The organism is Streptomyces sp. NPDC005281 (genome assembly GCF_040607495.1).
In the GTDB taxonomy this organism is placed as follows: domain Bacteria; phylum Actinomycetota; class Actinomycetes; order Streptomycetales; family Streptomycetaceae; genus Streptomyces.
This window is the reverse complement of sequence record NZ_JBEXGX010000021.1, coordinates 24,580-38,813: the sequence shown is the minus strand read 5'-3', so window position 1 is coordinate 38,813 and position 14,234 is coordinate 24,580. Positions and strand designations below refer to the sequence as shown.

Sequence of the window (14,234 nt, the reverse complement as noted above, 5' to 3'; positions counted from 1 at the left end):
GGCCCGGTCACCGGTGCTCCCGGCGCAGGGTGACGGCGGCGCGGGCCGCGGCGTTCTCGTCGGCTCGGCCAAGATGGGCGAGCAGTGCCCGGCGCAGCAGTTCGGTGCGCTCGGTGAGGGAGTGCCGGTGGTGGCCCTCGTGCAGGGCCGTGAACGCGGGATCGCCGAGGAAGCCGGCGAGGAACACCTCGGCGAGGTTCTGGGCGGTGGGCTCCTCCACGGTGACGGCGACGTGGATGGAGTTGCCCTCGCGGGCGGTCGCGTAGTGCGGGGTGCCGTGCGGCATGTACATCACGTCGCCGGGGCGCAGCGTCACCTCGATGCGGCGCTCGTCGGGGATGGCGCCCTCGTGCAGGACGGAGTCGCTGGTGGAGGTCTCGTCGACGCGGCCCACCACCCAGTCCTTGACGCCGGCGACCTGGAGGATGAAGACGTGCGCGCCGTCCATGTGGGCCTGCATCGCCGTCTTGCCGGGCGGGCTGAGGAAGACGAACGCCTCCAGGCCGCCGCTGAAGTGCGGTTCCAGGGCCTTGACCAGGGTGCGGATGCGCGGGTGCCAGTGCTCGGCCTGGTTGAACTTGAACGTGGCGCCGTCGGCGAAGTCCTCGCGGATCCGCTCCGGTTCGATGAAGCCGGGCAGTTCATGGCCCACGACGGTGCGCTTGCGGGTCATGTCGCTGATCGCGGTGCGCACGCCCTCGTTGAAGATGGTGAAGTACGGCCGGGACAGCAGTCCGCAGTCGACCTCGTCCCACATCTCCTGCTCGGTGATGAGCAGGCTCAGGTCGCTGTGCGCGCGCAGGACGACGGGCTGGTTCGCCCAGTGCTCGCGGAAGAAGGCCTCGATGTCGCCGACCAGGTGCTCCAGGCGGTCCGGCACCACGCCGTACACGGTGTCCCGGCCGGTGTCCTGGCCGGTGTCCTGGCCGGTGGGGCGCGCCGGTGCGGCGGCCCGAGGGTTCTCGGTGGTCGTGGTCGACATCAGCCGATCGCCTCCCGCATCGTTTCGAGTGCCGTGCGCGCCCAGTGGCCGCTCTCCAGCGTCCTGGCCCGTTCGGTCAGGGCCGAGCGGACCTCGCCGGTACGGGCCGGGAGCGGGCGGGTGTGGAAGTGGTGGACGAGGTCGTGCTCGTCGTCGAGGAAGCCGCGCAGGAGCGCGTCGACGAGGTCCTCCGGGGTCGGCTCGGTGAGCGTGAACGTCAGGTGGAGGGAGTCGCCGCCGCGGGCGACGGCGTCGTGCGGCCAGCCGTGCGGCAGATACAGCACGTCACCGGGTTCGAGGGTGAAGACGTGGGTGGGCCGGGCGGCGTCCACGTCCAGGCCCGCCGAGGCGCCGACCTGGTCCGGTTCGGCGTACAGGTGCCACTCCTTGCGGCCTTCGAGCTGGATGGCGAGCACATGGGCGGCGTCCCGGTGAGGGAGCATGCCGCGCGACTCCTCGGGCGTGTGGAAGACGTAGGAGTTGACCGCCACGGGCAGGAGCTCCTCCAGCTGCCGCGCGATGGCGCGGGTGGGCCGGTGCCAGTCCCCTACCTGGTTGAGCTTCAGGGAGGCGCCGGCCGCCATGTGGCGGGCGACGGCCCGCGCGTCGGCGAATCCGGCGGCCTTGTGCCCGATCACGTCCCGCTTCGTCGTGTACGACGACACGGTGGGCACCTCACCGTGCTTGAGCAGGGTGAAGTAGGGCCACTTGAGGAGGCTGGCGTCGAGCAGGCGCCGCACGGTGTCCGACGTGAGCAGGGCGCCGGGATCGACGGCCTGCTTCTCGACGCGGTGGCCGAGGCCCCAGGAGGTGTCGCCGAGGAGCCTGCCGGTCAGGGCGGCAGGCAGAGGAGTGGCTGCGGTCATGCGCGTGCCAACCTTTCCGGTCCGGGGCGCCTGGGAGCAGTTCGCTCCCAGGCGGCCGCGTTGTCGTGCTGCTCAGGCCTCGTTGATCTGGCTGAGGACGGTCATGGGGGCGTCCGCGGCCTCCTCGTTGTTGCTGAGGACGGCGGCCTTCTCCGGGTCGAGGACGCCCTCGCCCGCCAGACGCGACTCAGCCGGCGAAGCGACGGCGTCGGTCTCGTTGAGGGACTGGAAAACGTCGCGCAGAGCCATGCGAACCTCCTTTGGGGCCACTGCCGATCAGTGACCGCACCTGGAGAGAACACGACCGGACTCGGGATGCGCCTGGGCACTCCTCGCACCTCGCTCGAACAACCGGCCGAGCCGGGCCCGGGGCCTCCTCCCGGGCCCGGTGCGGCCGTCGGTCCGACGGCCGGCCCCCGTGCGGTACGGGGAGCGGGACGCGCAGCCGATGCCCGGCCCGGCAGCGAACTGCACGCGCGGGACGGCCCGTTCACACGCGTACGGACTCCGGCCCGGGCGCGGGCACCACTGACACCCGGCCCGCTCTCACCCCGGTCAGGCGGCGAACTGCACACGCGGGACGCCCCGTTCACACGCCTACGGACCCCGGCCCGGGCGCGGGCACCACTGACACCCGGCCCGCCCTCACCCCGGTCAGGCGGCGAACTGCACATGCGGGACGGCCCGTTCACACGCCTACGTACCCCGGCCCGGGCGCGGGCACCGCTCGCGCCCGGCCCGCCCTCACCCCGGCCGCTCGGGCTGCCGGCACCCAGGGCGGGAGCCGGGCGTCCGTGGGCCGTTCACGCGCCGAACGGGAGCAGGCCGGTCCGTGGGCGGTTCACGCGCCGGGCTGGAGCGGGCCGGTGGCCGGTGGCCGGTCCGGCACCAGGGTCAGGTGCCGCCGGCCGGCCGGCCGCGCGCGCGGGATCCCCGGCTCCGCCGGCCGGGAGGGCACGGCATGCGGCACCGGTGCGGGTGCGGCCGGTGCCGGGTGCCGGGCGGGCGCGGGAAGCGGGCGTGTCACGGCGTCCTTGAGGGCGTCGGCGAACAGCTCGATGTCCCCGGCCGAGTTGTCGTGGTGCACGGATGCGCGCACGGCCGTGACGACACCGCGTTTCGGCAGGTACAGCGGGACCTCCTCGGCGACCGTCTTCCATACGACGACGCCGCGGTCCGCGAGCCGGCGGCGTACCAGTGCGGCCGGCACGTCCTCGTGCCGGAAGGTGACGATGCCGCTCTGGAGGCGTCCGGGGGCGATCAGTTCGGTGCCGGCCGTGTCCTCGACGGCGGCGCGCAGGCCGGGTGCGAGGGCGGTGCGCGGGGGCACGGCCGCGTGCAGGGCCAGGGCCTCGTTCAGCGCGGCGGCCGCGGCTCCGTGCGGCGGTACGAGGGGCAGGCCGCCGTGCGGGGCCAGTGCCTCGCGCAACCGTGGTGCCACGCAGGCGAATCCGGCGGTGTGCGGGCCGCGCAGGAACCTCCAGCCGTCCCCGGTCAGGAGGTGGCAGCCGATGCGGGCGGCGTCCACGGGGAGCTGGCCCGCCGCGTACGAGGCGTCGACGGCGTACAGGCACCGGTGCGGGGCGAGGATGCGTCCGATGTCCTCGACGGGATGGACGATGCCGCAGCCCGAGGGGACGTAGGGGACGCAGACCAGGGCGACGTCGCCGCCGATGTGCCGTGCCATCCATTCCAGGTCGAGGTCGCCGTCGGGGCGCAGCGGTACGACCTCCAGCCGGCAGCCGGTGCGCGCGCGCAGCGCGAAGAGGGTGCTGAGGTTGGCGGCCGACTCGTAGGGAGTCGTCCAGACGCGGTCGCGCGAGCCGAGCGGCAGCCGGGACAGCACGGCGGCGAACGCGTCGGCGGCGCCGGTGCACGCGTAGGTGTCCCCGGGCGGCGCGCCGAGCAGGGCGGCCAGGTGCTCGTGGATCTGCCGGTGCAAGACGTCTTCGAGGCGTTCGTCCAGCTCGTAGGGGCCGTAGCGGTCCTCGAAACGGGTCCACTCGGTGAGGACCTCCCGTACGGCCGCGGGCATGCGTCCCGCACCGGCCGGGTCGAGGTGGATCCTGCGGTCACCGTGGGTCTTCTCGTTCACTTCAGGGGCCTCCCCCCACAGGTGAGGCAAATGATTGCCTACTTCTTGGCAACACCTTGCCTGGAGTGCCGGAGGTTTGGCAACCTCGGACAGGACCGGCTCAGGCACGGCTCTAGTACGGGGCCGGCGACAGGGATCCCGGCCGCTTCCGCCCCGGTTCTCCAGGAATTGCCAAGCATTGCCAGAGCGTTTCCGGATCTGCCAAGAATTCTCGTTTTCGCAGCTCAGGGCATGTTTTTCTAGGCAAATCCATGGCGCCCGCCCTCCTTCTGAGGTGTTCCTGGCGTGCACCTTGAGTCCGAATCGACCCATTCCCGACCAATTTGCGAGCTTTTGTTGCCAATCTTCTTGGCAGAAGGTTGCCAAGCAACGAAAACGAAATTGACACCGAGGAGCCCGCCATGAACCGCATCGCCCGCATCGCCGTCGCCGCCGCCGCTCTCGCCGCCTTCTCCGCCGCCGGCACCACCACCGCGGACGCGATCGACTGGCCGGCGACGGCGAAGACGGTCTCCACGACCCAGGCCGGTGGCATCGACTGGCCGGTCGCCCCCGCCGCCGTCCAGGCCGGTGGCATCGACTGGCCCGTCGCCCCGACCGCGATCCAGACCGGCGGCATCGACTGGCCCACCGCTCCCGCCGTCGCCAGCGTCTGATCCGTATCCGGGCATCCGTGCCCGCCCGTGACGCCCCCGCAGGCAGCCATGCCCGGCGGGGGCTTCGGCGTTTTCGGGGCGAGACCGTGTGCGGGACGCGGCCCGGGTGATCGCCGGGCACTCCCCCGCTCGGGGCCCCTTGGCAACCTCGCGCTCCCGTCCCGGCGGCAACACCCCCTTGCCACCAGCGACTCCAGCGCCGCTCGACCACGTCAGGACGCCACCTCAGGCCACCATTGCCAACATTCAGGCAACGTTTTGCCAAGCCGGAAGGCGCTGTCATAAGGAGCGGTACCCGATGTCCATCTCCGACCTCATCGAGCAGCAGGTCCAGAAGCGTCCCGACGCGGTCGCGGTGCACCACCCCGGGCAGGACGACGGCCGTGGCGGCCGCCTCACCTACCGGGAGCTGGGCCGCGCGGCCAATCGTCTCGCCGCCCGTCTGCGGGAGCGCGGCATCGGCCGCGGCGACAGGGTGGTGACCTCGCTGCGGCCGGGCCCGGAGACGGTGACCGCGTTCCTCGCGATCGTGCGGGCCGGAGCGGCCTACGTCCCCCTCGATCCCGCCGAGCGGGTGGAGCGGCGGCGGCTGGTGGTACGCGACAGCGCGGCCGTCGCGGTGCTGACCGGGAGCGCGGACGCCGGGGACTACGCGGGTCTGGACACGGTGGTCCTCGCGCTGGACGCCGAGGCGCCCGGGATCGCCCGGTGCTCCGACGCCCTGCCCGAGCAGACCACCGGCCCGGACGACGCCCTGTGTGTCTGCTACTCCTTCGGCGCCGCCGGGGCCGTCGAGGGGGTCGTCGTGCCGCACCGTACGGTGCTGGACCTCATCGAGGACGCCGGCCCTCCGCGGCCGGACTGCGACGGCGTGGCGGCCGGTGCCGGGTTGGGCTTCGGTGCGGTCGCCGCCCTGGTGTGGGCCGCCCTGGTGTCGGGTGCCGGTCCCTCCGTCCGGGCGGGCGGGGACGGCGGTGGGCGGGAGGCGGCCGGGCGGGTGGAGGACCGGGTCGAGCTGTGCGGGCGCAGTTTCGGGCTCGGTGAGGTCGAGTCGGTGCTGAGCGCGCACCCGGCGGTGTCCGCCGCCGCGGTGTCCCTGCACGAGGGCGCGGACGGCGACAGGCGGCTGGTGGCGCATGTGGTGCCGGCCGTCGTGGTTCCGGCGGCGGCCGAGGAGGACGCGCAGAGCGCCCGGTGGAAGGAGATCCGCGATGCGCTCCACGCGGATGCCGCGAGCCGGGGGGCGGGTGACGACTTCACCGGCTGGACCAGCAGTTACGACGCCCTGCCGATCCCGCTGGAGGACCTGCGGGAGTGGCGGCACGCCACCCTCGGCCGGATCCGGGAGCTGGCGCGCCGCAGGGTTTTGGAGATCGGTGTGGGCACCGGGCTGCTGCTGGGCCGCCTCGCCCGCGACGAGGAGGTCCACGAGTACTGGGCCACCGACTCCTCCCCCGCCGCGATCGCCGCGCTCACCGCGCGGGTGGAGGCGGATCCGTCGCTGAGGGACAAGGTGCGGCTGGACTGCCGTGGCGCCGAGGACACCGGCGGACTGCCCGCTGGCCACTTCGACACGATCGTCGTCGACTCGGTGATCCAGTACTTTCCGGGCCTGGCCCGCCTGCGCATGGTCATCGAGCGGGTGCTGCCGCTGCTCGCCCCGGGCGGCTCGCTGTTCCTCGGCGATGTGCGCAGCCTCGACCTCGCCCGCTGCCTGCGGACCGGGATCGCGCTGGCCCGGCCGGGTGCCGCCGAGGGCGACCGGGAGGCGCTGCGCCGCGCCGTCGACCGCCGGTGCGCGGCGGAGAGCGAACTGCTGCTCTCCCCCGCCCTGTTCGGCGCGCTCGCCCGGGAGCTGCCCGCCGTGCGCGCGGTCGACGTGCGGGTCAAGCGGGGCTCACACCACAACGAGCTGACCCGCTACCGCTACGACGTGGTGCTCTCCACCGCCGAGCCGGTCGCCGACCTTTGCGGTGCGCCCGTCGTGCGCTGGGGCGCGGATGGCTGCGGCGGTCTGGAGGCCGTGGACCGGCTCACTGCGGCGCGGCCTGCCGTGCTGCGTCTGGCCGGGGTGCCCAACCGCCGGGTGCACGACGAGTACGCGGCGATGCGGTCCCTCTTCGATCCCCTGGAGAGCATCGACCTGGCGCCGCAGGACGCGCCCGCGCCCGACCCGGAGGTCCTGTGCGAGCGGGCCGAGCGTCTGGGCTACCGGGCCCTGCCCACCTGGGGCGAGAGCCCCGAGCTCCTCGACATCGTCCTCCTGGATCCCGCGCAAGTGCCCGCGGGTGTGGTGACGGGCGTGTACGCACCGCCCGGCACGGGGGCCGGCGGCGGGGCTCGGGGGCGCACCGGATCGGGGTCCGGCAGCGGGGCGCAGCACTGCACCGGGGTGGGCTGCACCGGAGCGAAAGGGTGTGGCGGAGTGGAGGGGTGTGCCGGAGTGGAGGGCTTCGCCGGGGCGCAGGGGTTGGCCGGGGCAGAAGGCCGTGCCGGGGCGGAAGGCTGCACCGGGCCGGAGGGGTGGACCGGGGTAGAAGGCCGTGCCGGGGCGGAAGGCTGCGCCGGACCGGAGGGGTGGACCGGAGCGAAAGACCGTACCGGGGCGGAAGGCTGGACCGGAGCGAAAGGCCGTGCCGGGGTGGAAGGCCGTGCCGGGGTGGTGGGGTGGGCCGGGGTGGTGGGGTGGGCCAATATTCCGGCTGCTTTGGAGGACGCGGTCGATCTGGAGGTGGTCCTGCGTGCCCATCTGCGGGAGCGGCTGCCGGAGTACATGGTGCCGTCCGCGCTGATGACCCTGCCGGCCCTGCCGCTGGACGGTTCCGGTGGGGTGGACCGGGCGGCGCTGGCGGTGCCCGCCCGTACCGTCGGCCGTGGGGGCACCCAGCCCGGCACGCCGGTCCAGGAGATCGTCCGTGATCTGTTCGCCGAGGTGGTGGGCCTGCCCCGGCACCTGGTGCGGGCCGAGTCCGACTTCTTTCGCATCGGCGGCAACCGTGCGGCGGCGGCCCGGCTGCTGGCCCGGGTCCGCGAGACGCTGGGCTGCGACCCGGGCAGCCGGGCGCTGGACGGGGCTCCGACCCCGGCCGCGTTCGCCGCGCTCGTCGGCGACGCGCCCGCGGCGGTGACCGGGCCGGGTGACACGGCCGGCGACAGCCGCGTGTTCTCGCTGCGGCTGCGCGGTCCGCTGGACCGGCGCGCCCTGGAGGCGGCCCTGGAGGATCTCGGGCGGCGCCATGAGGCGCTGCGCAACTCCCGGCTGGGCTCGGCCGGTACCCGGCTGCGGACACTGGCGGCGGGGGACCATCTGCTGGAACTGGCCCTGCCCGCCGACTCGGTCGATTTGTGGTCGCATGTGCCGCTGGCCGCCGACCTGGCCCGGGCGTACGGGGCGCGGGCCGGCGGCGGCACCCCGCACCGCTCCCCCGCCGGGCTGGACGCGGCGCCCCGCGCGGTCTTCGGCGACCGGCCGCCCGCCGTGCTGCCGGGCAGCGGACCGCGCTGCGGCCACGCCTCCTACGGCACCCTGGAGACCGCTCTGGACGCGGACCTGCACGCGCGGCTCACCCGCCTGGCCGCCGGGCAGGGCGCCACCCTGTTCATGGTGGTGCACGCCGCGCTCGCCGCCCTGCTCGGCCGGCTCGGCGCGCAGGACCCCGTCACCGTGGCCGCGCCCGTCCCGGCGCGGGACACCGCCGCGCTGCGCGAGGCGGTCGGCCCCTACGGGCGGGTGCTGGCGCTGACGGTGGACACCTCGGGTGATCCGTCCTTCACCGAGTTGCTGCGCCGGGTCCGCGCGGGGGACCTGGCCGCCTACCGGGACGGTGACGCGGCGCTGGCGGCGCTGCCCGGCGGGGTGGCGCTGGCGGTGGTGCAGGAGTGCGCCGGCCGGTTCGAGGCGGCCGGGCTGTCGGTGCGGGCCGAGCACTGCACGCCCGCGGTGCCGGCCGCGGACCTGGGGTGGACGCTGACGCAGCGGCAGGGCCCGGCGGGCGAGGCGGCCGGGATCGCGGTCACCGTCGCCTTCCGCCACGAGACGCTCGGCGAGCGGGCCGCGGCCGCCCTCACCGACCAGCTCACCGCCCTGCTGCGCTCGGTCCTCGACGCCCCCGCGACCCGGCTGAGCGGGCTGCGGCCGCTGCCCGGCGCGGTCTGCGGGGGCGGGGTGTGGGCGGGGGCGCGGGTGCCGCTCGTACAGCAGGATGCGGCCGCGCTGTTCGCGGCGCAGGTCGCGCAGGCTCCTGGGGCGCTCGCTGTGGAGGGATTGGACTATGCCGAACTCGACGCCCGTTCCGACCTGTTGGCGCATGTCCTGATCGAGCACGGGGCCGGTCCGGGCAGCTGTGTGCTGACCGCGCTGTCCTCACCGGCCGGGTTCGCGGTGGCCGCGCTGGCGGTGGCGAAGACCGGGGCCGCGCTGGCGGTGGCCGACCCGTCGCTGGACCTCGCCGCCTCGCTGCACCCGGTGGTGCTGCTGCTCGACGAGATGGCGGACCTGCTGCTGCCGGCCGTGCCGGGAGCTGCCCGCCTGGTGCGCGAGGACACGGCCGGTGCCCGGCCGGCCGGGCACTGGCCGGTGACGCAGGCGGACCGGACCCGGCCGCTGCGCGCCGGTGATCCGCTCCTGCTGCTGCCCGGCGAGGGCGGCACCGTCGCGGTGGGCGGTGAGGCGCTGACCGCGGCGACACGGGCCGACGCGGCCTGGCTGGTGTCCGGCTACCCGGACGGGGACGCGGCGATCGGGCTGCTGGGCGCCCTGGTCCGCGGCGCGCGGGTGCACGTCCCGGACGGGTCGCTCACCCGCGAGGTGCCGCACGAGGTGCTGGGGTGGCTGCGCCGGCGGGGGGCGCGGGTGGTGCTGGGCGGCGCCGACGACGTGCTGAGCGCGCTGGTGTCGCTGGCCAGGACCGAGGGCGCCGGGCTGACCGTGAGCGGCGGCTGGGCCGAGGCCCGGCTCGTCGTCGAGCACCCGCCGGGCGCCCCGGCCCGCCCCGCCCCCGGCCACCGCGCCTACCTCCTGGACGCGCGGCTGCGCCCGGTGGGCCCGGGCCGCACCGGATCCCTCTACATCGCGGGCGCCGGCGTGGCACGCGGCTACACCGGGGCGGGCGGGCCGGGCGGCGGGCGGTTCCTGCCCGACCCGTTGGGCGGCCCGGACGGCGCCACCGCCCGGATGTGGCGCACCGGCCGCGCCGCCCGCCTGGACGAGTACGGCAATCTGCGGGTGCTGGACATCGCGGCCCACGACGACCCGTTCGACGACGCGTCCGCCGCCTTCGTGGTGCTCGCCGACACGGCCGGCCACCGGGCTCCGTGGCCGGCGGCGGCCGCCGTGCCGCAGGGCTGGCACACGACGTATCCGCAGGATCAGAAGGATCTGAAAGATCCGGAGGAGCTGAAGGATCTCAAGGATCCGGAGGATCTGTACGAGCGCTGAGGAGGCCTTTTGGGGGCCGGCCGTTCAGGTTCCGGAGGCGGCCGGGCCGGTGTGTGCGGCGGAGCCGGCCAGGGATTCGGCGAGGATGCGCCAGATGTCGGCGGCCAGGTCGATGTTGGCGCCGGCCTGGGCCTGTTCGGCCAGGTCCCGCAGTCCCTGGATGCCGCTGGAATCACCGGAGCGGATACGCAGCTGGTTGCGCAGGATGTCCAGGCGTACCCGGTCGCGGTAGCTCATCCGCAGCTCCATCTCGGCGAGTTCGCCGAGCAGGACGTGGACCTCGTCGTAGCGGGCGAGGAAGAAGGCAACGTCCGCCTTGAGCGCGAGCAGGTCCTGGCGCAGGCCCGGGGTGCCGACGAAGGCGAGTGCGGGCTCGGCGTCGGTCAGGCACCGCTCGGCGGCCTTCGGGTCCGGCGGCTGCTTTTGCAGGTACAGCCGGCTGGCGGTGAACCGCAGGCGCAGCCACAGCACGAGGTCCTCGCGGCTGCTGAACTGCTCCAGCGCCTGCTCCAGGTAGATCTGCGCGGCGCTGTGGTCGCCCTGCCTCAGGCGCACCACCGCGGCGGTCCACATGGACTCCGCCCACAGGGCGTCGCTGCGGCCCGCGACGAGCCCGGCCAGTTCGTCGGCGTGGGCCCGCGCGTCGGGCATCCGGCCCGCTTCGGCCTCCACCGAGACCAGTGCCAGCAGTACCGCGGCACGGTCCTCCACGTCGAGGCCGTCCTCGCGGGCGAGGTGGTGGGCCTGCGTCGCGGCGTCGAGGGCGGCGGTGATCTCGCCCAGCGCGCGCAGGCAGCGGGCGAGGCGGGTCAGACCGCGGACCCGCAGGGCGACCAGCCCGACCGAGTCGCCGAGCCGTACCAGTTCCTCCAGGTATTGCCGCTCGCCGCCGTGGTCGCCCTGGACCCGGCGCTGTCCGGCGAGTTGCCACAGCGCCTGCCAGCGCAGCACCGGAGCCTCGTGTCCCTCGGCCGCCAGGGCTTCGCGGAGGGTTTCCATCGCCCCCTCGGAGCCGGTGGAGGAGACCAGCGACAGTGCGTGGGCCAGCGAGCCGCCGGCGGGTTCCTCGAAGTCGGCCGCGTCCAGGCCGAGGCGTTCGGCGAGATGGGCGACGGCCCGTTCGGTGGGCTGGCGGGCGCCGGACTCCAGACGGGAGAGGTATCCCGTGGACATGCCGTCACCGGCCAGCGCGGTCTGGGACAGCCCGCGGGCCTGTCGCAGTTTGCGAAGACGACGGCCGAACGCGGGCTGACGCAGCATGTGACCATTCCCTGGGACGGACGGGTGGGGGGTGGCCCGCGGGGCGGACGGGGCGTGCCATCGCCCCGGGTGCCACCGGGATGCCGCAACCGAGCGTAGGGGGCGAGGCAAGGGGCGGGCAATGTTTTGCCAGATGCCGTGCCTCGGAGTTCGTGCGGGCCTGAGGGATTCGTCCGGTGTTCCTCAAGGGGTTCTTGAGCGGTCGCGGGCAATATCTCAAGCGCCGGGGCCGGTACCTGCGCACCGGCCCGTCCTCGCTCACGGGAGCTGTCCTCGTCCGCGTCCACGGAGGGTCTGATGAAACACGCGGTTCCTGCCCGCCGCGCCGCCCGCACGGGCCTCGCCGGCCGACCGGCACCGATGCGTGACACGCCGGGCAACGACGACGACATCAACTGGCCCTAGAGGCGGCCTTTTCCCCCCGTAACCGTGCGGGCACGACGGGCAAAAAAGCGGGGGGGGTGGCTGTGGGGGTGGGGGTGAGGTGTCAGGGCCGGGCGGCCGACGCGCTCGCCCGCTCTAGAGCGGCGGCCAGGCTGCGGGGCCCGTCCGGATCGTGGCCGACGCCGCCGACCACGACCAGGGGCGGGCGCACCCCCGATCCGGTGACCTGCCCGGCCAGTTCGCAGGCCAGGGCGCCGGTGCCGGAGTACCCGCCAAGGACCAGCCGGCCGCCCGAGCGGGCGAGCCGGGTGAGCGCCCGGGCCTGGTCCACCTGGCGGCCGGCACCGAGCCGCAGCGCGTTCAGGGCTTCGGGTCCCCGGTAGTGCCGCACCAGTTCCCGGTGCCCGGTGCGCGGCGCGCCGGGGACGTCGAGCAGGCACACGGTGGCCGCCGCGGGCGCCGACGCGCTCCGCAGCAGCACCAGCGGCGCCGCGCCCCCGGCGGCGGAGCCGTCCGGGACCCGGGGGGTGGCCGTCTTCGGCATCCAGGCCAGCACGTCCTCGACGGTGGTGGCCGCGCCCGCCGTGGCGGGCAGCAGCCGCAGCAGCCGTACGGTGTGCGCCAGCAGGGTACGGGCGGCGGCGCCGTCGACGAGGTCACGGTCGTAGGCACAGGTCAGGACGAGAGCGCGGCGGGTGTCGTGGCCGGCACGCAGGCGCAGGGCGTACCCGGCGGGCGCCCCGGCGGCCTCCTGTTCCTCCAGGCGGATGCCGTGCGCGGCCAGTTCGCGGCCGTAGGCGGCTTCGGGCCGCGGGCCGCAGTCGAAGGCGAGCAGACCGCCGGCCCGCACCCCGCCCCCGGCAGTGGCCGGCCGGCCGGCGGTGGTCCATTCGTAGGCGGACAGGTCCATCACCAGGTCGCGCAGGGTGCGCAGCAGCGCGGGCAGTCGAAGCGCCGGGTCGAGGGCGACGGTGAGGGGCAGCGCGTTCTCGAACGGGCCGGGGACACCCTCGATGCCCTCCAGGAGCAGTCCGCGGCCGGGAAAGTCCAGGCCGAAACCGACACTCGCGGCAGCGGGCGCGGCACTGGCAGAACGGTCGGAACGGCCGGAACGGTAGAGGAGCAGGGCCCACACCGCCTGGAGCACGCTGCTCTCCGCGACGCCCCAGCGTGCCGCCCAGTGGGCCAGGCGGGTGCTGCGGGCCGGGGACAGGGCGGCGCGCAGCACGCCGGTACCGACCCCGTCCGCGTCCCGGTCCGGTCCGGACGGAAGCACGACGGGCCGGCGCACGGGCTCGTGTTCCAGCTGGAGGGCGGACTGGGGGGCGGGCTCGTATGCGAGCCCGTGGGCGGGCTGGTGTGCGGGCTCGGCCGGCTCGGGTGCGGGCTGGCCTGTGGGTTGGCGTGCGGGCTGGTGTGTGGGTTGGGGGGTGGGGTCGCGCCGGAAGTCGTGGGCGGGGTCCGGGTCCTGAGCGCCGAGCCGGCGGGCGCAGTCACCGAGGTCGGGGCGGCGTTCACCGCCGGGCAGTGTCCCGTCGGCGAGGTAGGCGCGGCAGCACTCGCGCATCAGCAGCCGCACGCTCCAACTGTCCAGCAGGGCACGGTGATAGGTGAGAAGTACGTCGGTGAAGGGCGCGCCCGCATCCCCGGGGCCGCCGTCCAGCAGGGCCAGGCGCACCGCTGGAGGGCGTCGCAGGTCGAAGGCGCGGGCACGCTCACGGGCCACCAGCGCCGTGCGCCCGTCCACCGTGGTGTGGGGGTGGCGGACGATGTCCGTGACGCCGCGGTCCAGGACGACGGCGCGCGGTCGCGGGTCCCATACGAAGGCGGTGCGCAGCACGCTCTCGCGCTCACCGACGGCGTGCCAGGCGGCCGTGAGGCGTGCGGTGTCCAGGGCGCCGTACCAGCGCCAGATGATCTGCTCGCTCTGGTGGCCGGGCCGGGCCAGGGCGTCGGCGAGGCGCTGCTGCTGAAGGGGGGTGAGCGGTTCGGTGCGCGGCAGTGTCCGGCAGGAGGGTCCCGCCGGTGCGGTGGGCGGCCCGGTGTCGGGGCAGTGCTCGGGGGCGGCGGTGATCAGGTCGGCGAGCAGACCGACGGCGGCGGGCGCGGGTGCCACGTCGCCGCCGGGCAGTTCGAGGGTGTGCAGGGCGGCTCCGTGCCGCAGCAGCCGGGATCCCGGGTGTTGGGCACCCGGGCGGAGTTCCGCGAGGCGGTGCAGGGCACGGTGGAAGGAGGCGGTGTCCAGGATCCCGTGCAGTTGAAGGGTGCCGTGCTCACCCCGCTCGGGGTCGATCACCGCGCACACCCCGGCGGGCCGGTCGCCGTTCATCCGTCTCCCCCTCCCGGACACCCGTACGGAACGAGCAACTGCCCCCTTGGCCCGATGAGTCGGCGCGGCCCCGGTGGGCCGGCACACGCTGACAAAGCCGCAGCCCAGCCTCTTCACGCTAGCTCCGCCGCGTCCCGTGCGTCCGTTTTCTCCAGCGGCCCCCGAACGGTCCTCGATCCAGGGCCGCGCACCCGGAGGAGAGGGCCGGGCCCTGTCGAAGCCGGT

The 14,234-nt window shown here is 74.9% G+C and carries 8 protein-coding genes; 2 read left to right on the top strand and 6 right to left on the bottom strand.

What is annotated here, in order from left to right; all coding sequences use genetic code 11:
* Positions 1–7 precede the first annotated feature (7 nt).
* The 4 genes from ABZV42_RS27295 to ABZV42_RS27280 form a co-directional block, all read right to left on the bottom strand.
* Positions 8–982, bottom strand: a complete 975-nt coding sequence (locus ABZV42_RS27295) for a cupin domain-containing protein (protein WP_355985462.1) — start codon at positions 980–982, stop codon at positions 8–10.
* Positions 982–1,848, bottom strand: coding sequence for a cupin domain-containing protein (locus ABZV42_RS27290; protein ID WP_355985460.1), 867 nt, complete (start codon positions 1,846–1,848; stop codon positions 982–984). Before ABZV42_RS27290 ends, ABZV42_RS27295 begins: the two co-directional genes overlap by 1 nt.
* Before the next feature lie 72 nt (positions 1,849–1,920).
* Positions 1,921–2,097, bottom strand: a complete 177-nt coding sequence (locus ABZV42_RS27285; protein WP_355985458.1) for a hypothetical protein — start codon at positions 2,095–2,097, stop codon at positions 1,921–1,923.
* 592 nt (positions 2,098–2,689) lie between these two features.
* Positions 2,690–3,943, bottom strand: coding sequence for an aminotransferase class V-fold PLP-dependent enzyme (locus ABZV42_RS27280; RefSeq protein WP_356053966.1), 1,254 nt, complete (start codon positions 3,941–3,943; stop codon positions 2,690–2,692).
* Positions 3,944–4,344: 401 nt separating this feature from the next.
* Here ABZV42_RS27280 and ABZV42_RS27275 point away from each other — a divergent pair, with 401 nt between their 5' ends.
* Positions 4,345–4,599, top strand: coding sequence for a hypothetical protein (locus ABZV42_RS27275; protein ID WP_356053964.1), 255 nt, complete (start codon positions 4,345–4,347; stop codon positions 4,597–4,599).
* Between the two features lie 298 nt (positions 4,600–4,897).
* Positions 4,898–10,036, top strand: coding sequence for an AMP-binding protein (locus ABZV42_RS27270; protein ID WP_356053962.1), 5,139 nt, complete (start codon positions 4,898–4,900; stop codon positions 10,034–10,036).
* 24 nt (positions 10,037–10,060) lie between these two features.
* On the opposite strand, the gene ABZV42_RS27265 is transcribed toward ABZV42_RS27270, so the two are convergent.
* On the bottom strand, positions 10,061–11,296 hold the full coding sequence (locus ABZV42_RS27265) for a helix-turn-helix domain-containing protein (protein WP_355985450.1): 1,236 nt from the start codon (positions 11,294–11,296) through the stop codon (positions 10,061–10,063).
* A gap of 487 nt (positions 11,297–11,783) precedes the next feature.
* Entirely contained in the window at positions 11,784–14,009 is a 2,226-nt protein-coding gene (locus ABZV42_RS27260) for a condensation domain-containing protein (protein ID WP_356053960.1), read from the bottom strand.
* Positions 14,010–14,234: the final 225 nt, after the last annotated feature.

Coding starts and splice junctions, on each gene's coding strand:
- ABZV42_RS27295 (WP_355985462.1), bottom strand. CDS start 982: ATGTCGACCACGACCACCGAGAACCCTCGGGCCGCCGCACCGGCGCGC.
- ABZV42_RS27290 (WP_355985460.1), bottom strand. CDS start 1,848: ATGACCGCAGCCACTCCTCTGCCTGCCGCCCTGACCGGCAGGCTCCTC.
- ABZV42_RS27285 (WP_355985458.1), bottom strand. CDS start 2,097: ATGGCTCTGCGCGACGTTTTCCAGTCCCTCAACGAGACCGACGCCGTC.
- ABZV42_RS27275 (WP_356053964.1), top strand. CDS start 4,345: ATGAACCGCATCGCCCGCATCGCCGTCGCCGCCGCCGCTCTCGCCGCC.
- ABZV42_RS27270 (WP_356053962.1), top strand. CDS start 4,898: ATGTCCATCTCCGACCTCATCGAGCAGCAGGTCCAGAAGCGTCCCGAC.
- ABZV42_RS27265 (WP_355985450.1), bottom strand. CDS start 11,296: ATGCTGCGTCAGCCCGCGTTCGGCCGTCGTCTTCGCAAACTGCGACAG.
- ABZV42_RS27260 (WP_356053960.1), bottom strand. CDS start 14,009: ATGAACGGCGACCGGCCCGCCGGGGTGTGCGCGGTGATCGACCCCGAG.